17 protein-coding genes are annotated in these 22,216 nt (G+C 64.3%); 9 read left to right on the forward strand and 8 right to left on the reverse strand.

Going from position 1 to position 22,216, the window contains the following annotated elements; genetic code table 11:
• The first annotated feature begins 99 nt into the window (after positions 1-99).
• Together F4827_RS17055 and F4827_RS17060 are read left to right on the forward strand one after the other, a co-directional pair.
• Complete coding sequence (locus tag F4827_RS17055; RefSeq protein WP_183725176.1) at positions 100-1,524, forward strand: MFS transporter; 1,425 nt, start codon at positions 100-102, stop codon at positions 1,522-1,524.
• A 101-nt stretch (positions 1,525-1,625) separates the two neighbouring features.
• Positions 1,626-2,552, forward strand: a complete 927-nt coding sequence (locus tag F4827_RS17060; protein WP_183725178.1) for a LysR family transcriptional regulator — start codon at positions 1,626-1,628, stop codon at positions 2,550-2,552.
• Here the strand turns inward: F4827_RS17060 and F4827_RS17065 are convergent.
• From F4827_RS17065 to F4827_RS17080, 4 genes are read right to left on the reverse strand one after another with little or no spacing between them, the layout of a single operon-like run.
• A complete protein-coding gene (locus F4827_RS17065; RefSeq protein ID WP_183725180.1) occupies positions 2,549-3,460 on the reverse strand; it encodes a transporter in 912 nt (303 codons plus the stop codon). The genes F4827_RS17060 and F4827_RS17065 overlap by 4 nt on opposite strands.
• 40 nt (positions 3,461-3,500) lie before the next feature.
• Positions 3,501-4,415, reverse strand: a complete 915-nt coding sequence (locus tag F4827_RS17070; protein ID WP_183725183.1) for an alpha/beta hydrolase — start codon at positions 4,413-4,415, stop codon at positions 3,501-3,503.
• Between the two features lie 33 nt (positions 4,416-4,448).
• On the reverse strand, positions 4,449-5,705 hold the full coding sequence (locus tag F4827_RS17075) for an amidohydrolase family protein (protein ID WP_183725185.1): 1,257 nt from the start codon (positions 5,703-5,705) through the stop codon (positions 4,449-4,451).
• A gap of 52 nt (positions 5,706-5,757) precedes the next feature.
• The gene (locus tag F4827_RS17080) at positions 5,758-6,933 is read right to left on the reverse strand and encodes an MFS transporter (protein ID WP_183725187.1); all 1,176 of its coding nucleotides are present in this window, start codon (positions 6,931-6,933) and stop codon (positions 5,758-5,760) included.
• A gap of 220 nt (positions 6,934-7,153) precedes the next feature.
• Here F4827_RS17080 and F4827_RS17085 point away from each other — a divergent pair, with 220 nt between their 5' ends.
• A complete protein-coding gene (locus tag F4827_RS17085; RefSeq protein WP_183725189.1) occupies positions 7,154-7,423 on the forward strand; it encodes a hypothetical protein in 270 nt (89 codons plus the stop codon).
• 58 nt (positions 7,424-7,481) lie between these two features.
• Here F4827_RS17085 and F4827_RS17090 read toward each other — a convergent pair whose 3' ends face one another.
• Positions 7,482-7,748 carry a DUF4148 domain-containing protein gene (locus F4827_RS17090; RefSeq protein WP_183725191.1) on the reverse strand — a complete coding sequence of 89 codons (267 nt, stop codon included), beginning with the start codon at positions 7,746-7,748 and terminating at the stop codon, positions 7,482-7,484.
• 130 nt (positions 7,749-7,878) lie between these two features.
• On the reverse strand, positions 7,879-9,408 hold the full coding sequence (locus F4827_RS17095; RefSeq protein ID WP_183725194.1) for a PLP-dependent aminotransferase family protein: 1,530 nt from the start codon (positions 9,406-9,408) through the stop codon (positions 7,879-7,881).
• Positions 9,409-9,586: 178 nt separating this feature from the next.
• Here F4827_RS17095 and F4827_RS17100 point away from each other — a divergent pair, with 178 nt between their 5' ends.
• The 6 genes from F4827_RS17100 (at position 9,587) to F4827_RS17125 (ending at position 16,276) form a co-directional block, all read left to right on the forward strand.
• The gene (locus F4827_RS17100; RefSeq protein WP_183725196.1) at positions 9,587-10,690 is read left to right on the forward strand and encodes an ABC transporter ATP-binding protein; all 1,104 of its coding nucleotides are present in this window, start codon (positions 9,587-9,589) and stop codon (positions 10,688-10,690) included.
• 87 nt (positions 10,691-10,777) lie between these two features.
• Complete coding sequence (locus F4827_RS17105; RefSeq protein ID WP_260175265.1) at positions 10,778-11,803, forward strand: ABC transporter substrate-binding protein; 1,026 nt, start codon at positions 10,778-10,780, stop codon at positions 11,801-11,803.
• A 103-nt stretch (positions 11,804-11,906) separates the two neighbouring features.
• The gene (locus F4827_RS17110) at positions 11,907-13,184 is read left to right on the forward strand and encodes an ABC transporter permease (protein ID WP_183725200.1); all 1,278 of its coding nucleotides are present in this window, start codon (positions 11,907-11,909) and stop codon (positions 13,182-13,184) included.
• A gap of 13 nt (positions 13,185-13,197) precedes the next feature.
• Entirely contained in the window at positions 13,198-14,037 is an 840-nt protein-coding gene (locus F4827_RS17115) for an ABC transporter permease (protein ID WP_183725202.1), read from the forward strand.
• A 715-nt stretch (positions 14,038-14,752) separates the two neighbouring features.
• The gene (locus F4827_RS17120; protein WP_183725204.1) at positions 14,753-15,028 is read left to right on the forward strand and encodes a hypothetical protein; all 276 of its coding nucleotides are present in this window, start codon (positions 14,753-14,755) and stop codon (positions 15,026-15,028) included.
• 114 nt (positions 15,029-15,142) lie between these two features.
• On the forward strand, positions 15,143-16,276 hold the full coding sequence (locus F4827_RS17125) for a helix-turn-helix domain-containing protein (RefSeq protein WP_183725206.1): 1,134 nt from the start codon (positions 15,143-15,145) through the stop codon (positions 16,274-16,276).
• A 49-nt stretch (positions 16,277-16,325) separates the two neighbouring features.
• Here the strand turns inward: F4827_RS17125 and F4827_RS17130 are convergent, their stop codons facing one another.
• Complete coding sequence (locus F4827_RS17130) at positions 16,326-17,858, reverse strand: hypothetical protein (protein ID WP_183725208.1); 1,533 nt, start codon at positions 17,856-17,858, stop codon at positions 16,326-16,328.
• 53 nt (positions 17,859-17,911) lie between these two features.
• Entirely contained in the window at positions 17,912-22,216 is a 4,305-nt protein-coding gene (locus F4827_RS17135) for an autotransporter domain-containing protein (RefSeq protein WP_183725209.1), read from the reverse strand.

Raw genomic sequence — 22,216 nt, forward strand, 5'->3', positions numbered from 1 at the left:
ACCTGCATCGCGGAGCCGCTGTAACAAGCGCTTCGCGTGCCCACCCGGTCAACCGCCCAAAAGAGGCGGTGCCGGATACTACACAACACGGAGACAAGCTTGGCAACATCGATCAATGTCAGGGAGGAGCTGGCGCGAGCGCGCATCGGCGGCTTCCATCTGCGCTTCGCCGTACTCGTCGCGTTCATCATGTTCTTCGACGGCTACGATCTCTTCAACGCCGCCTATGTGATTCCACTTGTACGTCATGCGTGGCAACCATCGCCTGCGATGATCGGCATGATGTTGTCGAGCGGTATCGTGGGTTTGTCGATCGGGTCGGTGTTGCAGGGCTTGATGGCGGACCGCATCGGCCGGCGCAAGGTCATGCTCGGTGCGCTCTGGACGCTCACCGTCGCGAGTGGCCTGCTTGCGACCGTGGTGCATTCCGCGCTTGCCTTCGCGCTTGCGCGGCTCGTGCTGGGCACGGCGCTGGGCATGGTCACGCCGCTCGCGCTTACCTGCATCAACGAATGGGCGCCCCGGCGCAACGCCAACACCTTCGCGACGTGGGTGTTCCAGTTCGGTTTCTCGGCGGGCGGCATTTTTGCGGGCATCGCCGGACTGACGCTCACGCCGCATCTGGGCTGGCAATCGCTCTACTTCGTGGGTGTGCTCTCGGCGTTGGTCGCGCTAGCGGCGTGGCGGTGGTTGCCCGAATCGGCGCAATTCCTCGCACTGCACGGCCGCATGGCCGAGGTGCGCGAGTTGCTAACCAAGGCGCGCCCGGAACGTGCCAAGGTGTATCGCCACGCCGCGATCGAATCGATGCGGCCTGCTTCGCGCACCGGTTCGATCGCCGATCTGCTCTCGCGCGACTATCGTCACAACACGCTCGTACACTGGATCGCGGGCGCGCTGAGCCTGTTCTGCATCCACGGTCTGACGGGCTGGCTGCCGGCGCTGGTGGTGGCGGGCGGCGGGGCGGTATCGTCGGCGTTCGGGTATGGCACGCTGGTGATGATCGCCTCGGTGTTCGGCGGCATTTCGATGGGCTGGCTCGCCGATCGCCTGCACAGCCGCATCCGCGCGATGGTGGTGGGCTATCTGGGCGCGGGCCTGTTCATGGCGGCGTTGTCCGTGGCGCTGGGCAAGCCGTTCGCGATGGTGCTGGTGGCGGGCGCGGGTTTTTTTGTGTTCGGCGCGCAGGCGGTGATGAATAATTACCAGGCGATGTGCTATCGCACCGAGTTGCGCGGCACGGGCATGGGCGTGGCGGTGGGGTTGAACCGGATAGGCGGGATACTCGGGCCTGTTATCGTGGGCGTCGTCGCATCGATCAATCCGGACCCGATGTGGACGTTTGCGCTGTTCACGCTGGCCTTGGTGCTGGCTGCGGGCGTAATCGCGCTGGGCCGTACCGAGATCGCCGCGCTGCCCGCTGGCGCGGACAACACGGACAACACGGACAACACGGACAACACGGACAACGCCGAAGCAACCGCGGTGTGCGCGGCGAGCCACGACCCAGGCGTTGCCGGATGAGCGTCGCGATGCGTTAGCCGGCTACGATAGCTGGCGCGCATGAGCCTTTGAACAACGACAGGCCGCCCGACGAGGCGGCCTTTTGCATGGAGACGCACGCGATGCGCTTCAACAGACTGGACCTGAATCTGCTCGTCACGCTCGACGCCTTGCTCGACGAGCGCCGTATCACGCGAGCGGCGGAGCGTTTGAACCTGAGTCAGTCGGCGATCAGCGGCATGCTTGCGAAGCTGCGCGAATACTTCGACGACGAACTGCTCGTGCCTGTGGGGCGCAATCTCGAACTCACGCCGCTCGCGCGGGAACTGGTGCAGCCGGTGCGCGACCTGCTGCTGCAGGTGCAGACCATCGTCGCCATCGATCCGGCCTTCGACCCCGCGCACGCGCGCCGTCACTTCAAGATCGCCACCTCGGATTACGTCATCAACGTGCTGATGCGCCGCGTGCTGCCCGAGATCGAACAGAGCGCGCCCAACATCACGCTGGAATTCATGCCGCAAGTGGAGGACTCGGCCGAAAAGCTTCGACGCGGCGAATACGATCTGCTGATCATTCCGGAGCCGTTCATCGCGCCCGATCATCCGAACCTGCCGCTCTTCGACGACAGCTATACCTGCGTGGTGTGGAGCGGCAACGAGCGGGTGGGCGAGAGCCTGAGCGTGGCGGAATTCGAGCGTCTCGATCATGTGGAAGCGCTGTTGGGCTGGCCGCGCGCTCCGACTTACGACAGCCGCTTCATGCAGGAGCAGGGCATCCAGCGGCGCGTACGCGTGACCACATCGGATTTCAGTTCCATCGCGCCCGCGCTGATCGGCAGCCAGATGGTGGCGACGATGCACCGGCGTTTCGCGAGCGAACTGGCAAAGAGGTTGCCGCTGCGCCTGGTCGAACCGCCGATTGCGATTCCCACCGTGCGCGAATTTCTGCAATGGCACGAGTATCGCGAGAAAGACCCGTGCCATCGCTGGTTGCGCGAGCGCCTGGTTGAAGCGGCGACGGCGCTCGAAGCGGTCGATGAAGGCGATTAGAACTTCACGAAGGCGTTGAGCCAGAGCAGGTCGCCCTTGGAAGTGTTGCGCGCATAGACCTGATGCTGCCACGCGAGATAGCCGCCGTATTTCTGCGTGCCCCAGCCGATCTGCGGGCCGACTGCGATGTCGCGAACGCGGTAGCCGTTGCTATCGACCAAGTTGCCGTTGAGCGTATCGTTGGTCAGCTGGTTGTGCCAGTAGCCGCCCGCGCCCGCAAAGAAGCCGTAGGGCATGTGATAGTTGAGCGCGTAGTCGAGATCGGTTTCGATGCCTGATTTATAGCCGTCCGAGTGATTCTTCGCGTTGAAGATCATCTTGAACATGCCGCTCAATTCCCAACCGCGCGCGAAGAACCAGCTTGCCGCGTAGTCGGCCTGCAGCGCGTAGTAATTGCGGCCGACGTTGACCGCGCGCGTGGCTTCATACGAACCGGTGGGCAGCACGGCGAGCAGCGAGACCATCTGGTGGAACGTCGCGCTATGCCAGCCGATCGACGGCCCAAGCGAGGTATCGCCGATGCCGCTGTTATGACCGTTCGCATAAAGCGAGCCAAGGTTCGAATCGACATAGGCGGAGGCGATTTCGAACGCCGTGTCGCCGCCCGCGATCTTGAAGTTTTCGAATACGTGCAGATAACGCAGCGAATGTGCCTGCACGCGCAGATTGCCGTCGGGCAGCGAGTTCTTGCCGTCGTTGTTGGGGAAGCTGCTGGCGTAGATCCAGGTGTTGTAGTTGAGCAGATAGTCGCCCGGGTCTTGAAGCACGCCGGAGGCAATGGTCTGCACGCCGATCGGCACGACGGTGCCCCCGCCTTCGGTGGCATCCGCCACACCTGCAAGCGCTGCCGATAACGTAATGATTCGGATTGCGAAAGAAGCGACGGCCTTCAAGGTCTGTGTCTCCATGTCGTGTTTTTTTGTTTTGCGTGTGGTGTCGGTGGGTACGTCAGTGGCGCCGCATGAAATCCAGCAGCGTCAGCGCAAGTATGTCGTCGACGGTGTTGATCGCTTCGAGCTGGGAAAGATGGTTGTGTCCGGGTATCACGGCCACGTCGGGATCGAAGCCGTGCTGGGTGACGAGACGCGCGAACAGTTCGCCCGCCTGGATCTGCATTTGCGGCGGATCGAGTTCGGCCCAGGTGACGAGCAGCGGAAACGGCGTGCTGTCGATCAGTTCCACCGTGGACATGGCCGGGTAGCTCGCAAAATCGCTGCCGAAATACGCTTCGTTTCGCGGGTCGGGGCTGGGCACGCCGAACTGGCGTCGTGCGAGCTTTTCCAGATGCACGTTATAGACGCCGGAAACCAGCAGCGCGGCGCGCGGTCCGGGTACGCTGGCGGGACGCAGACGCTGGATCAGCGTAGCCGCGGCCACGTGGGCCGCGCCCGCCGATTCGCCGGCCAGGTAGATGCGCTGCGGGTCGGCGCCCAGCGCTTCGGCGTTTGCGTGAGCCCAGGCCCAGGCGGCCGCCGCGTCCTGCGCGCCCGAAGGCCAGTGGTTTTGCGGCCCCAGCCGGTAGCTGGGCAGCACGGTCACGAAGCCTGCGCGCGCGAAACGCCAGCCTACGTTGGCGCGCTCGCGCCGGTCGCCGCGCACGAAGCCGCCGCCGTGCACGAACAGCAGCAATGGTCGGCCGTTCGTCTGCGCGGAATCGGCTTGCGCGGTCGGCAGGTAGACGTCGAGCTTTTGCCGTTCGTCGTCGCCATAGGCGATATCGGCGCGGACCTGAGCGCCCTCGCGCGATTGCGCGTCGCGAAAGGGCGCGTACCAGCCTTTCACCAGCGGCGGGTTGATCACCGCGCCGGTCGAGCGGATCAGATCGGCGAGTTGCTGGGCGCTGGGCAGTTCGTGATGGCTCATCGTCGGTCTCTGTTCAACTTGTTTGAACGTGCTTCAACGCGTGACGCGCAGCGCGTGCGGCGTCTTGTGGAAACGGCCGTCCTTCATGATGGCGGTGAGGCGCTGCTTGTCCTGGAGGATCGCCACATCGACGGTGGGATCGCCATCGACCAGCAGCAGATCGGCGAGATAGCCCGGTGCGATGCGGCCGAGTTCGCCGGCGAGGCCCATCAGTTCGCCGCCGAGCGCCGTCGCCGCGTGGAGTGCCTGTGCGGGCGTATAGCCGAACAGCTCGACGAACAGTTGCAGGTCGCGCGCGTTGCGCCCGTTGGGATTGAACGGAAAACCGTAGTCGCCGCCCGGCAGCACGCGCACGCCGCGGCGGCGCAGTTCGGGCACGAGACGCTGCTGAAGTTCGCGCACTTCGGCGGCGCTCTGCTTCATATGCGTCATGTCGAAATGCGGCGGCGGGTTCGCATCTAGCGTCGCCTGGATGATGCCGATGGCGGGCGCGACGAAGATGCGCTCACGTGCGGCTTCCAGCATGTCGAGCGCTTCTTCGTCGGCATAGGTGCAGTGATAGAGCACGCGAAAGCCGTTGCGCAGCGCTATTTTTACGGCCTCGCCCGCCTGCGCGTGAGCGGCGAGCCAGACGTTGGATTCGACCGCCTGTTCGCCTGCCGCGCGCGCTTCTTCCTCGGAGTAGAGCAACTGGTGTGAAGCGCCGGGTTGCAGCGCGTCTTCGCCGGAAAGCAGGAACTTGACCGAGCGCGCGCCCATGTCCGCGCACGAACGCACGAAGGCGCGGATGGCATCGGGGCCGACGCCGTGCGGGTCCACTTCGCCGGGGTTGAGCGCCTGCTCGTCGGCGGCGACGGGTGGCGTGCGCTCGATGGACGACGCCACGAGGCGCGGGCCCGGCATGCCGCCGGTTTCGATCTGCTCGCGCAGCGCGACTTCGACGCGCTTGCTCAGCGAGCCCGCCGAATAGGCGCTGGTGAAACCGTGATCGAGCAGGATGCGCGCGTTGCGCGCGGTCGTGAGCACGAGTTCCTCGGGCGGCAGCGCCATGCCGGGCACGAACTTCTCGACCGAACTGGGCCAGGACAGATGCGCGTGCGCCTCCACGAGGCCGGGCATCAGCGTCGCGCCACGGCCCTCGAAGATGTCATCGTCGGGCTGGGCGAGCGAGGGCGCGCCGGGCGCCGCGAGGGCGTCGATGCGGTTGCCTTCGATGCGCACCTGCGAGGGGAAGGGCGCGGATCCGCTGCCGTCGAATACGCGAACGTTGTTGAATACGATGCCTGCCATGTTGGAGCCTTAAAAATAGGTGCGAAATTGCTTGCTTACGCGAGCGGAACAATCAATGTGCCGAAGGAAGATCGAGTTGCGGCTGCACGAGGGCGAGCGCACGCAGACGGCCAAAACACAGGAAACTGACGAGTGCGATGCACACAGACGCGATGCCGAGCGCGCCAAAGCCGAAGCGCACGATCAGCATGCCGCCAAGCAGCGGTCCCATCGCCGAGCCTGCCATCAGCATCGCCGGGGTATAGGCGACCGCGCGGCCGGTGGCGTCCAGCTTCGCGAGCAGGCCGAACAGGAAGGTGTGCGTGAAAATCATCGCGAAGACCCACAGGCTGGCGGCGAGCGCGTAGGGCGCGAAGCTCGTGCTGTTGCCGATCACGAGCGCGAGCGCGGCCTGCGCGAGCGGGCCGGCCAGCGCCACGTTGCGCGCGTCGAAGCGGCGCTGGAGCAGCGCGGCGAGCACCGGCGGCAGCAGATTGACGAGGCCGACTGCGATCAGCACGGCGTTCACCTGTGCCGCGCCGAAACCTCGCGCCAGGCCGATGCGCTGCGCGAAGCTGAACACCATCGCCTGGTTGATCGCCATGAAGACGATGCCGGCGATTGCGCTCCAGCAGCCGCGTTCGAGCCGTGCGCCGCGCGCTTTAGTGAAGCGCCGGGCCGCGTCTTTTGCATCGATGCCCTGTAGCCCGGCGGGCCATGCCGCGGCAAGCGCCAGGCTCGCGACCAGCGACAGGCCAACGAACACCACGAACAGCAGCGCGCCGCCATGCGTGCTCACGAGCGGCGGCACAGCGGCGAAGTAAGCGACGCCGAAGACGGCCAGCGCCAGATGGCCCATCGCGAAGAGGCGATGCGGATTCGCGGTCTTGCCAATCGCGCCATGCACGACGGACAGGCCGCAGCCGATGCCCGCGCCCGCCACCGCATGCGCGGCGAACATCGCGCCGAACGTCGTGACTTGCGTGGCAAGGCCGAAGCCGCATGCGGCGACCAGGAAGCCGAGCGCCGCAGCCAGCCGCCCCGGCAGGCGCGCGAACAGCGGCGCGACGCACACGGAGCACAGCACGGCGAACGCGAGATAAGTGGTGGCGAGCGCGCCCGCGCGCTGGGCGTCGAAATGGAAGCCGTCGATCAGCGTGTTGACCCAGACGGGCAGCGCCACCAGATCGATCATTCCCGCGACGTGGGCGAGCACCAGTGCGCCATTCGATCCTTGGCGTGGGGGCATGTCTGTCTCCATTCGTTTTGAATTCGCGCAAAGTGGGGCGCGTTGCGAAAGTGTAGAGAGACAACGCCGCACCAGCCCGCGCGTTTCGCGATGCCACATATCGCGATTTGCAAGGGATGGCTGGCCGGGGGGCGGGCAAGCTCCCTATCGCGATTCGCGCCGCGAGACACGGGGCCTTCGATCGAAGATAAAAATCGAACACGAAACAATGGAGACAGACATGCCCAGGCATGCTGGAGGCAGGCGCGCGATCGTGGCAATCGCGGCCTGGGTGCGCATTCGCGCGATCGATCGCTTGAACCATGGCGTGGCGTTTGGCGTTGCCCTGGCGCTCGCCGCTCGCCACGGCACGCTCAACGTGAACGGCGCGCCTGGCGCTGCATCGTCAAGCCGGATCTCGATCCTGCCGTCGTGGCACCGGATGGGACTGCTTATCAATATCTCAACGCAATCGGACCGGGGGGTTATTCGATTGTCGTTGGGGCGGTGATGCGCGGCCGTGACGCTCAGGCGTCACTGGCCTGTGCTGCAACGCCGTCGCGCGGCAATCACGAATGCGCGTACACAACCGAATCCAGATACGCCAGTTGGCCGTCGTTTTCCGCCTGGATCAGTTCCTGATAGACCTGGGCACGCGTCTTCTGTGCAACGGGTTGGCCATACGGCGGCACCCACGCGCCGCCGGCAGTCTTGACCTGGTTGGCGGTTTGCGCCGCCACGCCAGCCTGATTGGCCGCTTGCGGCGCCGATTGAGCGTGTGCGAGAGCCGAAACGAGCAGGGTGGCGGCGATAGCAGCTTGAATAGCGATCTTCATGGTGGCGTTCCTTGATAAAAATTCAGAGGAGGGCACAGCGCCCACGGAACGCACGATAGCGGAGCCTTGCGAACACAACCCCAGCATCAAGATGAAGAGAAATTCATTTTGCCCGCGCCCGTGACGCCGTCTACGCCGCGCGCTTGCCGAATGCATGCCTTTCGATCACGCGCGCGAGCGTGGCGAACGCCGGATCGATGTTTTCGTGCGGGACGCAGGCATAACCTGTCAGTAATCCTTTGCGTTGCTGCTTGCCGAGGTAGTACGAGGCGAGCGGCCGGACAATGACGCCGGCATCGTAGGCTGCGGCCGCGATCTCGCGGTCGTCGCTGGACTCGGGCAAGCCGAGTACGAAATGCAGGCCCGCTTCGTCGCCCATCACCGGCAGGGCATCGCCGAAATGCCGTGTGACTGCGTCGATCAGCAATTGGCGACGCTCGCCATAAAGCGTACGCATGCGCCGCACGTGCGAGGTGAGATAGCCGTCCATGATGAACTCGGCCAGCACGGCCTGCTGCATCAACTGGCCTTCGCGATAAAGCTCCGCCACGGCGGTGCGGAAGGTGGCGGCGAGCCGCTCGGGCACCACCATATAGCCGATGCGCAGGCCCGGGAACAGCAGCTTGCCAAGACTGCCCACATAGATCACCCGATCCGATTCGTCGAGCCCTTGCAGGGACGCGAGCGGTCGGCTGCCGTAGCGGAACTCGCTGTCGTAATCGTCCTCGATGATCCAGACCTTGTGCTGGCGCGCGTATTCGAGCAAGGTGCGACGCCTCGCGAGGCTCATGACCATGCCCAGGGGGTATTGATGCGAGGGCGTGACAAGCGCCATACGCGGCGGGTGACGCAAATCCGGGTCGCGCGGATTCAGGCCTTCGGCATCCACCGGGATGGGCGCGAGCTTGATGCCTGACGCCTGCAGGACGCTGCGCGCGCCCCAGTAGCACGGCTCCTCGACCCAGGCGCGGTCGCCGTGGTCGGCGAGCAGGCGCACGGTAAGGTCGATCGACTGATGGATGCCGGTGGTGATGATGATCTGGTCGGGCGAGCAGCGCACCGAGCGCGCGACGCGCAGATAGTCCGACAAGGCGCGCCGCAACGGACGATAGCCTCCGCCCGGCGCATAGGTGAGCAGGTCGTGGCTCGCCGATTTCCACAGACGCGATTGCAGGCGGCTCCAGGTGCGCGCGGGAAACTCGGCGACGTCGGGCACGCCGGGCATGAACGCGCCCCATTGCCTGGCCGAGACACCCGCTTCGTCGATCAGGCGCTGGCCGCGCACGGACATGTCGCCGCGCGGGCAGGATGAGGGCGCAGCGGGCGCAGCGGGCGCAGCGGGCGCATCGGCGTCTTCGGTCGCACGGGGCGCGCGTGGCCCGACCGCCGCGGTGTCGGGGCGTGTATCGGCCACATAGGTGCCGCTACCGGTCGTCGAGAGCACATAGCCTTCGGCGCTCAGCTGGTCGTACACGTGCAGCACGGTATTGCGCGCGATGCCAAGGTCGCCCGCAAGCGTGCGCGAACTGGGCAGCTTGGCGCCGGGCGCGAGCCGGCCGCTCAGGATGGCCTGCTGCATCAGGCTGAGCAGTTGCCGATAAACCGGCTCGGCATCGGTCTTATCGATTTGCGCGGCGAGCCAGTCAGACAAAATTACCATCGGATCACCGTGACAAAGTGGCTCTATTCAGAATAATGAAATGGCTCCATTGCATGGAACCGGAAGCGACTATAGTAATCCGCACGTCAGGTCCGGTTAATGCCGGAGACAGCATTTTTTTAATCGCGCCGGATCGACGGTTCACGGCAATACGGGAATAAAGACAGGAGACCAGGCGATGAAGCAGTCGGACGTGATCGTCAGCTTTCGCGGCGTACGCAAGACCTACGATGGCGAAACCCTCGTGGTGAAGCAGCTTGATCTGGACATCTATCAGGGCGAGTTCCTGACGCTGCTGGGGCCGTCCGGCTCGGGCAAGACCACGTGTCTGATGATGCTCGCGGGTTTTGAATTTCCGACCGGCGGCGAGATCCGCCTGGAAGGCAAGCTGCTCAACAACGTGCCGCCGCACAAGCGCGATATCGGCATGGTGTTCCAGAACTACGCGCTGTTCCCGCACATGACGGTCGAGCAGAACGTGGCGTATCCGCTGGGCGTGCGCAAGGTGCCCGCCGGCGAACGCGCCGCGCGCGTGAACGATGCGCTCAAGATGGTGCGCATGGAGAGTTTCGCCAAGCGTTATCCGGCGCAGCTCTCCGGCGGCCAGCAGCAACGGATCGCGCTGGCGCGCGCGCTGGTGTTCCAGCCCAAGCTCGTGCTCATGGACGAACCGCTGGGCGCGCTCGACAAACAGCTGCGCGAACATATGCAGTACGAACTGAAATCGCTGCACGAAAAGCTCGGCGTCACGTTCGTCTACGTCACGCACGATCAGGGCGAGGCGCTTACCATGTCGGACCGCGTGGCGGTGTTCGACAAGGGCATCGTGCAGCAGCTCGACAGCGTGGACCGCCTGTACGAATCGCCGTGCAACGAGTTCGTGGCGAACTTCATCGGCGATAGCAATCGCCTGCGCGGCAAGATCGCCTCGGTCGAAGGCGAGTTCTGCGAAATCCATCTGGCCGACGGCACGCGCCTCACGGGACGCAATGTCGCCGGCGCGCAAGCCGGTGCCGACGCCATCGCCTGCATCCGCCCCGAGCGCATGAAGCTGGCCGCGCCCGGTGTGAATGGCGCGGGCAGCGGCGCGGCCAACGCCATCGCGGGCGAAGCGCGCAGTCTCATCTATTACGGCGACCACGTGCGTATGCGCTGCGGTTTGCCACAACAGGACGAGTGCTTCGTCAAGGTGCCGCTCGGCACCGCGGCGCTCGCCGGTTTCGCGCCCGGGCAGCCGGTTGCGCTGGAGTTTGCGCCCGAACATCTGCGCGTGTTCGCGTGAAGACGACCGGGCCACGCCTCGCGTGCTGAAGGCCCGGCAAGACAACCACCAAGGAGAAGGAATTTCACCATGAAGAAGATCGGCAACATGCACGTTGCGGCGGTCGCGGCCACGCTCGCATTCTCGTTTGGCGCGGCACACGCTGCGGAACTCACGGTCGTGAATTTCGGCGGCGCGAATGGCAATGCGCAGAAGGCGGCGTTCAACGAGCCGTACCAGGCGCAGTCGGGTACGAAGATCACGACCGTCGAATACAACGGCGAGCAGGCCAAGGTCAAGGCGATGGTCGAAGCGAAGCACGTCAACTGGGACGTGGTGGAAGTGGAAACCGGCGACATCGCACGCGGTTGCGACGAAGGCCTCTACGAGAAGCTCGACTGGTCAAAGCTCGGCAACAAGAGCGACTTCATGAAGGCCGCGCAGCAGCCGTGCGGCGCGGGATTTTTCGTGTGGTCCACGGCGCTCGCCTATAACGCCGACAAGCTCAAGACCGCGCCCGCAAGCTGGGCCGACTTCTGGGACACGAAGAAATTCCCGGGCAAGCGCGGCATGCGCAAGGGCGCGCAGTACAACCTCGAATTCGCACTGATGGCCGACGGCGTGGCCCCGCAGGACGTCTACAAGGTGCTCTCGACGAAGGCAGGTCAAGACCGCGCCTTCAAGAAGCTCGACGAACTGAAGCCGAATATCCAGTGGTGGGAAGCCGGCGCGCAGCCGCCCCAGTTCCTGGTGGCCGGCGACGTGGTGATGTCCACGGCCTTCAACGGTCGTATCGACGCCGCGCAGCGCGAGGGCAAGAACCTCAAGGTGGTGTGGAACGGCAGCATCTACGATCTGGATTACTGGGCGATTCCGAAGGGCACGCCGAACAAGGATGCGGCGCTCAAATACATCGCTTACACGCTGTCGCCGAAGCCGCAGCAGGAGTACGCGAAGCACATCGCTTATGGCCCGGTGAACGAGATTGCCATCAAGGCACTCGATGCGAAGACGCTGGACAACCTGCCGAACTCGCCGGCCAACGGCAAGAACGCGGTTCAGCAGAACCTCACGTTCTGGACCGATCACGGCGACGAACTGGAGCAGCGCTTCGCCTCGTGGGCAGCGAAGTAAGCGCGTGAAGCGTTGAAGTATCCGTTGCGCGGCGCCTCGCTTGCAGGACGCAAGACGCGCCGCGCAGCAACGGAGGCAGTGCAGGAGACCTGAAGTGACAACGATGACGACCGCAACAAACGTAGCCGACAATGCAGGCGAATCGAGCGCGCGATTGAAGCGCGAACTGCGCGTCGCGCAGGCGAAGAAGCGCACGATGGCGCTGATGCTGATCGCACCGCTGGCGATCTTTCTGTTGCTGATTTTCGTCGTGCCGATTGCGGCGCTGCTCACGCGCGCCGTGCAGAATCCCGAAGTGGCCACCGCGCTGCCGCATACGGTCGCCGCGCTGCATGACTGGGACCGCAAGCATGCGCCGCCCGATGCAGCCTATGCCGCGCTCGCGCAGGACCTGACGGCGGTGCAGGACGGCGATGCCATGGGCGCGCTCGCGCGCCGGCTGAACGTGGAAATCGCCGGTTACCGCTCGCTGGTGGCGAAGACCGCGCGCGCCATGCCGCTTGCCGACGACGACGGCAAGCCGCTCAAGCTCACGCCCGCGCAAACGCATGCGAGGCTCGTCGAGCTCGACGATCGCTGGAACGATGTCGCGTACTGGCAGGCCATTGCGAAGAACAGTGGCCGCTATTCGCCGTTCTATCTGCTCGCCTCGCTCGACCACCGGCAGGACGCGTTTGGCGGCATCGTGGCCGCCGACCCCGAACAGCAGATCTACCTTGCCGTATTCGGCCGCACGTTCGTGATCAGCGTGTTCGTCACCTTGTTCGCACTCGCACTGGGCTATCCGCTCGCGTACTGGATCTCGACGCTGCCGGAGCGCCGCGCCAATCTCGTGATGATCCTCGTGCTGATTCCGTTCTGGACATCGATTCTCGTGCGCGTGGCCGCGTGGATCGTGATCCTGCAAAGCGAGGGCCTGGTGAACAAGGCCTTGATCGGGACCGGCATCATTTCGTCGCCGCTCGCGCTGCTGTTCAACCGCGTGGGCGTGTATATCTCGATGACGCACATTCTGCTGCCCTTCATGGTGCTGCCGCTCTATAGCGTGATGAAGTCGATCCCGCCCACCTATCAGCGCGCGGCCGTCTCGCTGGGCAGCCATCCGTTCGCGGCCTTCTGGCGCGTGTACGTGCCGCAGACCTATCCCGGCATCGGTGCGGGTGTGCTGCTGGTGTTCATCCTCTCGATTGGCTACTACATCACGCCCGCGCTGCTCGGCGGTCCCGCCGACCAGATGGTGAGCTACTACGTGGCGTATTTCACCAACGTATCGATCAACTGGGGCATGGCGTGCTCGCTCGGCGCGCTGTTGCTGGCGGCCACCACGGTGCTGTACTTCGTCTACGTGCGCTTCACGCGTACCAACCTGAGCCTCGGCTAACGGAGGCCACGACATGAAATTCGCAAAACCGCTGTTTGCCCCGCATACGTCGGGCATCGAACGCGTCTGGTATTTCACGCTGCGCGGCGTTGCCGTGCTCACGCTGCTGTATCTGATCCTGCCGGTGCTGGCGATCGTGCCGCTCTCGTTTTCGTCGAGCACGTTCCTCGTTTATCCGATTCCGGGTTGGTCGCTGCGCTGGTATGAAAACCTCGTGATGTCCGACGAGTGGCGCATGGCCGCGAAGAACAGTTTTATCGTCGGGCCGCTCGCGACCCTGGTGGCCACCGTGCTGGGCACGCTCGCCGCCATCGGTCTGAACAAGGCCGATTTTCGCGGCAAGTCGCTGCTGATGGCGATTCTCATTTCGCCGATGATCGTGCCCGTGGTGGTGGTGGGCGTGGGCATGTATCTGTTCTTCGCGCCGCTTGGTCTTGCCAATACGTATATTGGGCTGATTCTCGCGCATGCGTCGCTGGGCGTGCCGTTCGTGGTGACGACGGTGTCGGCCACGCTTGCGGGCTTCAATCACAATCTCGTGCGCGCGAGCCTGTCGCTGGGAGCGAATCCGGTCACGACGTTCTTTCGCATCACCTTGCCCGTGATTGCGCCGGGCGTGATTTCGGGGGCGTTGTTTGCGTTCGCGACGTCGTTCGACGAAGTGGTCGTGACGCTGTTCCTTGCGGGCGCCGATCAAACCACCTTGCCGCGTCAGATGTTCACCGGCATCCGCGAGAACATCAGCCCGACGATTGCCGCGCTGGCGACGATCCTGATCGTCTTCTCGACCTGTCTGCTGCTTGCGCTCGAATGGCTACGCGGCAGAAGTGCGGCCCGTGCCGTCAAGGCTTGAAGCCGGGCATCGCTGATAAGGTCGCGCACGAAGCCGTGCGCGACCGATTGCATTTGCCCGTGTTGAGCGGCTAATAGCACCTTGCCGTGACCACTGCCTTCGACGCAACGTCGAACGGGTAAAAACGTTCGTTACTAGTGCACCGTAATGCCCCACAAAATGGCATGAACCGAGCCGGTAACCTTGGCCTGGTTTCCTTCCGCCAACAATACATATTTTTCCGACAATACTCACACCGGAAGTGTTATTTTTCACTATGCTGCGGCGCAGCAGTGCATAAAATGGGATGATGGTTGCGAAGTGCCATGGAGATTTTCTGGTGCGCGTCGCGACGTCCGCCAGCGCTGACAGGGCGTTCGCAGAAACGCCGGATTCGATGCATCGAGCAGATTTGCCGTGCCGCTTTACGAATTCAACATCCAGTTTGTTGCATATGCAAAACGAATAAAACCAGAGCGTAATAGCGGCTAACGCACAAATAAAAAGAAACATTCGTACAGCTTAACAATATCACAAACATCAGACAAAAAGACTGGTCAAAAAAGCTTTCGCCTAAAGGGAGGCGGGGGGAATCGAAAGCAGTTTTTTCAAGTTCCTCGTGAAGTGTTCGGTGAGTGCCTTCGTATCACGCCGCTTGCGCTTCCCGTCGATGCGCAGGTGCATGAGGTCGCTCGCCACTCCTTGATGCGAAGTGTGAGGTAGGAGGGGACCTGTCATGATCAGACAACGAAAGGCGCAGCCCGACCCCGCGGCAAGAATCGAGGCATGCTGCGTAACCCTGTTCGAGCGTTGGTGCGAGGGCAGACTCGTGATACCGCTCGCGTACCTGATGTCGGTCTGGCCGCTCGCCACGCCGTCACCGGTTTATATGAGACGGCTTTCGCGCTCGCTCGACGATCTGGTTCGCGCGCACGGCGAAATGCTGGGCGATGACGATTGCCGTCTGATTGAAGACGCCATTGCGCACGCCGAGCGCCCGCAGCGGGACTGAGCATTGCCACGCAGGCTATGCCTGCCGGCTCAGGTCAGCGTCAGAAAAATGCGAGTTGCACTTCGGACTGGCTGCGCATTGCACGCCAGTTGCCGGCACAACAGGGGAAAACACATGGAGCGCCTTTCCAATGTATCTGGCGTGGTGTCCAACCGGACCAGCGCGCCGCGGCATGCCCGCACGGTCAGGCAGATCGGCATCTTATTGTTCAACGGTTTTGCGCCACAGGATGCCATCACCGTGGCGCGCGCTTTCGAGTTGGCCAATGCGCTGTCGCGCTCGTTGCGCAGCGACAGCGCGATCTATCACCTGAGGCTGCTTTCGGCGGCGGGCGGGATGATTGCGAGTTCGTCCACCATGCTGGTCTGGACCGAGAGCATCGACGCCTGTCACCACGGCGAAGGCTTCGATGCGCTCTTCATCATGGGCGGCGCGGGCGCACAGCACGCGCTGTGCGATGCGCGTCTCGTCGGCTGGTTGCGCCAGGCGGTGCCGCGTTGCCGGATGACGTTGCCGATCGCCGAGGGACGCCTCTTGCTCGACGCATCCAACGGCACCTCCGCGCTTCATGCGCGCGGGCCGTGCGATGGGCCGCGCCACGGCGCGCAGCGGTCAGCCGAGGCCGGCGCATACGCCAACTTCGTCGGGCCGCTGCGCATGGCGCTCGACGTCATCCAGGCGGATCTTGGCGCGGAGATCGTCAACCAGATCGCCGTCGCGGTTGCGCCGCCCGCCGAAACGCAATTCACGGCCATCGTGCGAAAAAACGCCGAGCATTTCGTGAGCGAGCGTATTCAGGCTTCCGCGCGCTGGCTGCTGGCTAACGCGAGTACGCAGGTCGTCATGCGCGAGGCGGCGCGCGTGGCGGCCATGAGCGAGCGTAATTTCCTCAGGCGCTTCAAGATCGAGATTGGCGTGACGCCTTCCGAATACCTGATGTACGCGCGGCTCGACATGTGTTGCCGTCTGCTGGTCGAAACGAACTTCCCGGTGGACAAGATCGCGGAGCGCTGTGGGATTGGGTGTGGCGGGCGCTTGTCAAAGCTGTTGCGCAAACATCTCTCCACCACGGCAACCGCGTATCGCGCCGACGCACGGCGCATGGCGGGCGCACCGTTTGCGTTGCCCGTCGCGCAGGCGGCGCAATCTGCGCAATGGGTGAACGCGGCGAACGCCGTGAAATCGGACCAGACTGCGCCATGCGCGCCCGAGACGGTGGCGTCTTCGGGACTCGAACCGCAGGTCTGAGGGGCAAGCATGGATTCGCGAACGGGTGCCGCAAACCCGTGCGCGAACCCTAGAACGTGAACGACACCCCCCCGAAGAGGGAATAGCGCACCAGACTGCCGAATTCGCTGCGGCTCGGGCCGAATGTCACCGATGGCACGAAATAGATCAGCCAGTTTTGTCCCACTTCGTACTCGAGGTCGGAAAGCAATTGCGTCGAATGATCGTTGAGATCCTGAATCAGGCGCACGGTGAGGCTGACGTTGCGCACGAGTTTGGTATCGACGTACTGAAGCAGCAGATAGTCGCGGCGCGGATACGGATTGGTCGGATCGAGTACAAGCGGCGAAACGCACTGTGCGATGTCGCTTTGCGTGCAGCCCGCATTGTGGTGGAAATATTCGCCCGTGATCATGGCGCCGTTGAGGAGGGTGTAAGTCGCGCCAGCCAGCAGATCGAAGTCGGGATGCGGGAGCGCCGGATTGGTGGAGAGCGCGGCGCTGCCTTCGCTGTAGAGCAGCAGCGCGTCGGAGAGATTCCAGCCGCCGAAATACCCGATACGCCAGGGCGTCGTATCGCGTTTGGAGACGATCAGCGAGGCGTAGGCTTTCTCGCCCGTGTAGTCGAACTTGCCCGCGTAGGCTTTGTGGAATGGACCGCTTGCATCGCCGCTATCGTTGAGGCGGCCTGCGCCGGTGTTCGCGATGAACGAGCCGGTGAACGAGGCGTTCGGAATGACTACGACGCGCCCGTAGTCCAACCCGGGCTGCTCGATCGCCGGATTGTTCTTGCCGTTATTCTGATTGAACGGATTCGATGGTGAGAGCAGTTGCGAGGGGCCCCATTGCAGATTTTCCCGGCCGTAGCTCACCAGCAACTGATCAGTCACGCGATAACGCGCAATCCATTCGTTGATATAGGCGGTGGCGGTCGTGAGGTCCGTTCCGCCCTGGACGCCATTCTGCACACGGCTCCAGTCCGCTTCGAAGCGCGGCTTGATGCCGAGTTCAAGCTGGCGAAAGTTCAGATTGAAGTCCGGGCGTAAGGTCAATTGCGTTTCGTAGCGATGTAGCGCGAGCGCGTTGTTGGGGTTCAGCGTCGAATTCACCGGGTCCTGCAGAATGCCGTAGCCCAGCACGTTGATGCGGGAATAGAAGCCCGAGATCAGCTCCTGGGCGAGTGGCGAGCTGAGCGCCGGCTCGTCGAGCGCGTTTGGCGAGGCGCCTGGCGGGTTGGCGGCGCCTGCCGATACTGGGGAAGCTGGCGCGGCGCCCTCGCCGGTGCTGGCCGCGTCGGCGGCGGCCACGGAATCGGGCAGCGCAGAAACGGTGAGCGCAATCGGCTCGCCGTCGATCGGCGGCGCCTCGCTGTGCGCATCGGCGGGTTCCGGTGGCTGCGCCGATGCGTGCGCGGCGCTGTCGTCGTCGGGGTTGTCGCTGTCGTAGCGGGACTCGCGCATCGGTGCAGGCGGTGTCGAGGTTCGCGGCAGCGCGGTGGCGGCCGAGGGGGCTTGCGGCTCGACGGCATCTGCCTGCGCCACGCCGGGCGCAGCGAGACTCACGCCAAGCGCGAGTCCCGAAGCAAAAAAGAACGGTACATTCATTACGGTCTCCCAGGCATCTTCAAGCGATCGTCAGAACCCGATCGAACTGCGCTTCAGAACCGGTAGTCCACCTTGATGCTGCCGGCCTTGATCGACGCGTTCGAGGTGTGGAGCAGGGTGTCGAAAGCGGCAGAAACCCACCACGAGCGGGTCACCCGCATATTCAGCGAGACGCCGGCGGTGACGAGGTTGCGCGGCAGCGGCACGCCGCTTGCCGTAAACAACGTGCCGTCCTGCGCGCTGACCGATACGGCGCGATTGGTCGTGCCCACTTCGCGCGCGTAGCCCACATACGCTTCCAGATGCGAGGGCATCGACTCGCTGCCGAATGCGTAGCGCAGCGCCAGTTGCGCGTAGGGTTGAACGCTCTGGATGTTGTCGGTGCCGACAATGAGGTTCTGTGCGCCGGCTCCCGATTCGCTGAACGCATCGCCGTGGAAATAGGCGAATCGCAATCCGGCGCGCGGAATCAGCACGAAGCCGCCGAGCGAGGGCAGCGGCATGCTCGCCTGCCCGGCGGCGGTAACTTCAAGGCCGTTATGGCTGCCGGTTGCCGTGCCCGTTGCGGTATCGAATGGCCGCTTCTGGTCGATGAAGTCGTAGCCCAGGCCTACTGTCGCGGCCAGATTGACAGGGCCGGTCCACATGCCGCCGTAAGCCGACCAGCGCAGGCTGTCAGCCGTGCCGGTGTCGGGGGTCTGCGCTTCGCTCACGTCGACATGGCTGTAAGCCAGCGTGCCGCCCACGTCGTAGCGCCCGATACGATGATCGTAGCCAGCGATGAAACCATACTGGCGCGCGGAATAACCGGAAATGCCGCCGTTGTTGTCGGTGCGCGCGTAATCGCCGATGGCCTTGATCCACACGTGATCGTCGCCGGCGATGCAGTCGCTTGCGTTGCTGGTGCGACACAGCCGGCTGACACGATCGAGTATCGCGGCGTTGGTCTCCTGCGCGACCTGCGAGATCGCCGAGCCCATCGCGGTATAGATGCTCGTGTCGATCGGTGTGAGGATGAGATCGACCTCGTTGGCCTTATAGGCGACGCTGGGCACCACATAGGCCAGATTGGCGCCGCTCTCGACAATGGCGGCCGGCTCGCCCGCAAAGACCCCCGTGATCGACGCCGCCTTAACCAGCGTCACGGTGCCGGGTCCATAGGCGCTCGACGCGGCGCTGCTGCCCGCGTCATAGACGATCGCGAGCGTGCCTGCGAGGGTGGCGTTGCCCATCACGTCGAGCTGTGACGCCGAGGTCGGACTGATCTCCACTTGCAAGGCGGCGCTGGAAGACTGTTGATAGTTGCCGGCGATAGTCGTTGTGCCGATCGAACCGCCGGGGCTGACGACCCCGTCGTTGAGCACGTTGCCGCCGATCGTGCCGTGCCCGCGCAATGTGCCTGCTGCGCCTACCACGACATTGCCGCCCAGCGTCGCCGAACCATGAGCGCTGTCGCCCACTTCGAGCGTGCCCGCGAGCACCTGCGTCGTGCCGCTATAGGCCGAACTCGCGCCGTTCAGGACCACGGTGCCGCTGTGGGCGTCCACGAGCGTGCCGCTGCCCGTGAATGCGCCGTCGTAGGTGTAGGCGCCTGCGAGATTGAACACCAGCGTCCCGTTGTTATGCGTGTCGCCGGCCAGCGTGCCCGCTGTGCCGCCCTGGCCGATCATGAGGGTGCCGCCGCTGTTGACCGTTGCGCTCACAACGGTTCCCAAGATGTTCTGCGTGCCGCCGCCATTCACCACCGAGCTGCTGGTGACCCCGCCGCCCATCACGATCTGCGAGCCGCCGTCGTTGATGACCGTACCGTTCGTGAGCGCGCCGCTGTTGACGGCCTGGACGCCACCGGTATTGACGGTCGTAACGTTTGCGAGAGCACCGGCGTTGACGCTTTGCGTGCCGCCATTGAGCGTCGTGTCGGTGACCACCGAGCCGTTGGTCAGATACTGGACGCCGCCAGAATTGACCGTGGTGCCGATGGCCGTGCCGCCGCTGGCGACGTTCTGCGCACCGCCCCGATTGATCGCCGCGGCGCTGGCGCTTCCTGCCGACGCGACGTATTGCAGGCCGCCGCTGTCGACGCTCGTGCTGGTCGCCACGCCGCCACTCGCCACATACTGCGTGCCGCCCGATAGTAGCGTGCTGGATGCGAGACCACCGGCCACGTATTCGCTGCCGCCGCTATTGACCGTCGTAAAGAGCGCGGTCCCGGCGCTTGCGACGTATTGCACCCCTTGCGCGAGCACGCTGGTGCTGGTGGCGACGCCACCGCTGGCGATGGTTTGCATGCCGCCGCCTTCGATGCTATTGCTGGTTGCCGCTCCACCGACCACATACTGATTGCCGCCGCTCGACACCACGGTGTCGAACGCGCTGCCCGCATTCGCGACATATTGCACGCCGCCGCTGGCGATGTTGTTGGCCGTGGCGATGCCGCCGCTGGTCACCGTCTGCGTCCCGCCGGTGTCGATCGTATTGCTGCTCGCGACGCCCCCGACGACGTATTGTTCGCCGCCGTCGCCAACCCACGTCAGCACGGCGCTGCCCGAGGCCGCCACGTACTGCGCACCTTGCGCGAGCACGCTATTGCTGGTGGCGACGCCGCCGCTGGCGATGGTTTGCGTGCCACCGCCTTCGATGCTATTGCTGGTTGCCGATCCACCGACCACAAACTGATTGCCGCCGCTCGACACCACGGTGTCGAACGCGCTGCCCGCGTTCGCGACATATTGCACGCCGCCGCTGGCGATGTTGTTGGCCGTGGCGATGCCGCCGCCGGTCACCGTCTGCGTCCCGCCGGTGTCGATCGTATTGCTGCTCGCGACGCCCCCGACGACGTATTGTTCGCCGCCGTCGCCAACCCACGTCAGCACGGCGCTGCCCGAGGCCGCCACGTACTGCGCACCTTGCGCGAGCACGCTATTGCTGGTGGCGACGCCGCCGCTGGCGATGGTTTGCGTGCCACCGCCTTCGATGCTATTGCTGGTTGCCGATCCACCGACCACATACTGATTGCCGCCGCTCGACACCACGGTGTTGAACGCGCTGCCCGCATTCGCGACGTATTGCACGCCGCCGCTGGCGATGCTGTTGGCCGTGGCGATGCCACCGCTGGCAATGGTTTGCGTGCCCCCATCGATGAGATTGCCGAGCGCGGCGCCACCGGCAACATACTGATTGCCACCGCTGGACACCACCGTCGCCACCGCGCTGCCCGCGTCGGCTACATACTGCGCGCCGCCGTCGTTGATGCTATTGCTGGTGGCCACGCCGCCGCTCGCGATGATCTGCGTGCCGCTGCTGTTGACCTCGGTGTTGATCGCGTTGCCGCCAAATACATGCTGGGTGCCGGCGTAATCGACTACCGTACTGGTCGCGGTGCCGCCCGAGCCGACGGTCTGGACGCTGCGATCGAGCGTGGTGTCGACCGCGTTGCCGCCGTAGCCGATATCCTGCGCGCTGAGTTTGAGCGTGTTGCTGGTGGCGGTGCTGTCGTAGCCAATGAATTGATAGCTTCCCGTGAGCGAATTGCTGGTGGCGGAGCCGCCCAGTTCGAGCGCCTGCACGCTGCCCACGAGAACATTGTCAGTCGTGGATCCGCCATTGCCCACCACCTGCACGCTGCCTGCAAGCGAATTGCTGCTGGCGGTGCTGCCGGGGCCGTTGACGATCTGTATGCCGCCGAGCACTGCGTTATCGAGCGTCGTACCGCCGTTATTGACGAGTTGCACGCCCGCGATGATGGTGTTGCTGCTCGCCGTGCCGCCGCTATCGACGAACTGCAGGGCGGCGTCGAGCGTCGCGCTCTGCACCGAGCCGCCGGAACTCACCACGATGGTCACGCCATCGGGCGCGGACGGGATCGCCGAGATGCTGAACGGTCCATTCCCCGCAATGGCCGCGAGTGCATACCCGGCGATCTGCGCCGCCACCGGTACGGCGCCCAGGCCATTGACAAGCGTATCGGTGGCGCTGCCGCCATCGGCGATGTACTGAAGGCCCGTGAGCACCGTCGCGCTGCTGGCGGTGCCGCTGTCGACGACGGCCTGCGTACCGCCGTCGTTGACGAACGTGCCGATCGCCGTTCCGCCCGCGACCTGCTGTGTGCCCGCGCTGTTGACTACGGTGGCGATGGCCGTTCCGCCGCTGTATACCCACTGGGTCTGATCGGCGCTCGTTGGAACCACCACGCCTGATGTGGTTTGCCCGGCGCTGACGACATACTGCGCGCTGACGCCCGGCGACCAGCCGCTTGCCATGACGCTCGAAAGCAGCAGTGCTGTCAATCGGGACATGCGCTGCGTGCGCCGCCCGAACATGTGTACGCAGAATCTACGGCGATAAGTAATCGATTTCAT

Source organism: Paraburkholderia bannensis (assembly GCF_014200455.1).
Lineage (GTDB): Bacteria > Pseudomonadota > Gammaproteobacteria > Burkholderiales > Burkholderiaceae > Paraburkholderia > Paraburkholderia bannensis_A.

Bases quoted from the DNA above. Each gene is read 5' to 3' on its own strand.
- F4827_RS17060 (WP_183725178.1), top strand. From the start codon at position 1,626: ATGCGCTTCAACAGACTGGACCTGAATCTGCTCGTCACGCTCGACGCC.
- F4827_RS17065 (WP_183725180.1), bottom strand. From the start codon at position 3,460: ATGGAGACACAGACCTTGAAGGCCGTCGCTTCTTTCGCAATCCGAATC.
- F4827_RS17070 (WP_183725183.1), bottom strand. From the start codon at position 4,415: ATGAGCCATCACGAACTGCCCAGCGCCCAGCAACTCGCCGATCTGATC.
- F4827_RS17075 (WP_183725185.1), bottom strand. From the start codon at position 5,705: ATGGCAGGCATCGTATTCAACAACGTTCGCGTATTCGACGGCAGCGGA.
- F4827_RS17080 (WP_183725187.1), bottom strand. From the start codon at position 6,933: ATGCCCCCACGCCAAGGATCGAATGGCGCACTGGTGCTCGCCCACGTC.
- F4827_RS17085 (WP_183725189.1), top strand. From the start codon at position 7,154: ATGCCCAGGCATGCTGGAGGCAGGCGCGCGATCGTGGCAATCGCGGCC.
- F4827_RS17090 (WP_183725191.1), bottom strand. From the start codon at position 7,748: ATGAAGATCGCTATTCAAGCTGCTATCGCCGCCACCCTGCTCGTTTCG.
- F4827_RS17095 (WP_183725194.1), bottom strand. From the start codon at position 9,408: ATGGTAATTTTGTCTGACTGGCTCGCCGCGCAAATCGATAAGACCGAT.
- F4827_RS17100 (WP_183725196.1), top strand. From the start codon at position 9,587: ATGAAGCAGTCGGACGTGATCGTCAGCTTTCGCGGCGTACGCAAGACC.
- F4827_RS17105 (WP_260175265.1), top strand. From the start codon at position 10,778: ATGCACGTTGCGGCGGTCGCGGCCACGCTCGCATTCTCGTTTGGCGCG.
- F4827_RS17110 (WP_183725200.1), top strand. From the start codon at position 11,907: ATGACGACCGCAACAAACGTAGCCGACAATGCAGGCGAATCGAGCGCG.
- F4827_RS17115 (WP_183725202.1), top strand. From the start codon at position 13,198: ATGAAATTCGCAAAACCGCTGTTTGCCCCGCATACGTCGGGCATCGAA.
- F4827_RS17120 (WP_183725204.1), top strand. From the start codon at position 14,753: ATGATCAGACAACGAAAGGCGCAGCCCGACCCCGCGGCAAGAATCGAG.
- F4827_RS17125 (WP_183725206.1), top strand. From the start codon at position 15,143: ATGGAGCGCCTTTCCAATGTATCTGGCGTGGTGTCCAACCGGACCAGC.
- F4827_RS17130 (WP_183725208.1), bottom strand. From the start codon at position 17,858: ATGAATGTACCGTTCTTTTTTGCTTCGGGACTCGCGCTTGGCGTGAGT.
- F4827_RS17135 (WP_183725209.1), bottom strand. From the start codon at position 22,216: ATGAAATCGATTACTTATCGCCGTAGATTCTGCGTACACATGTTCGGG.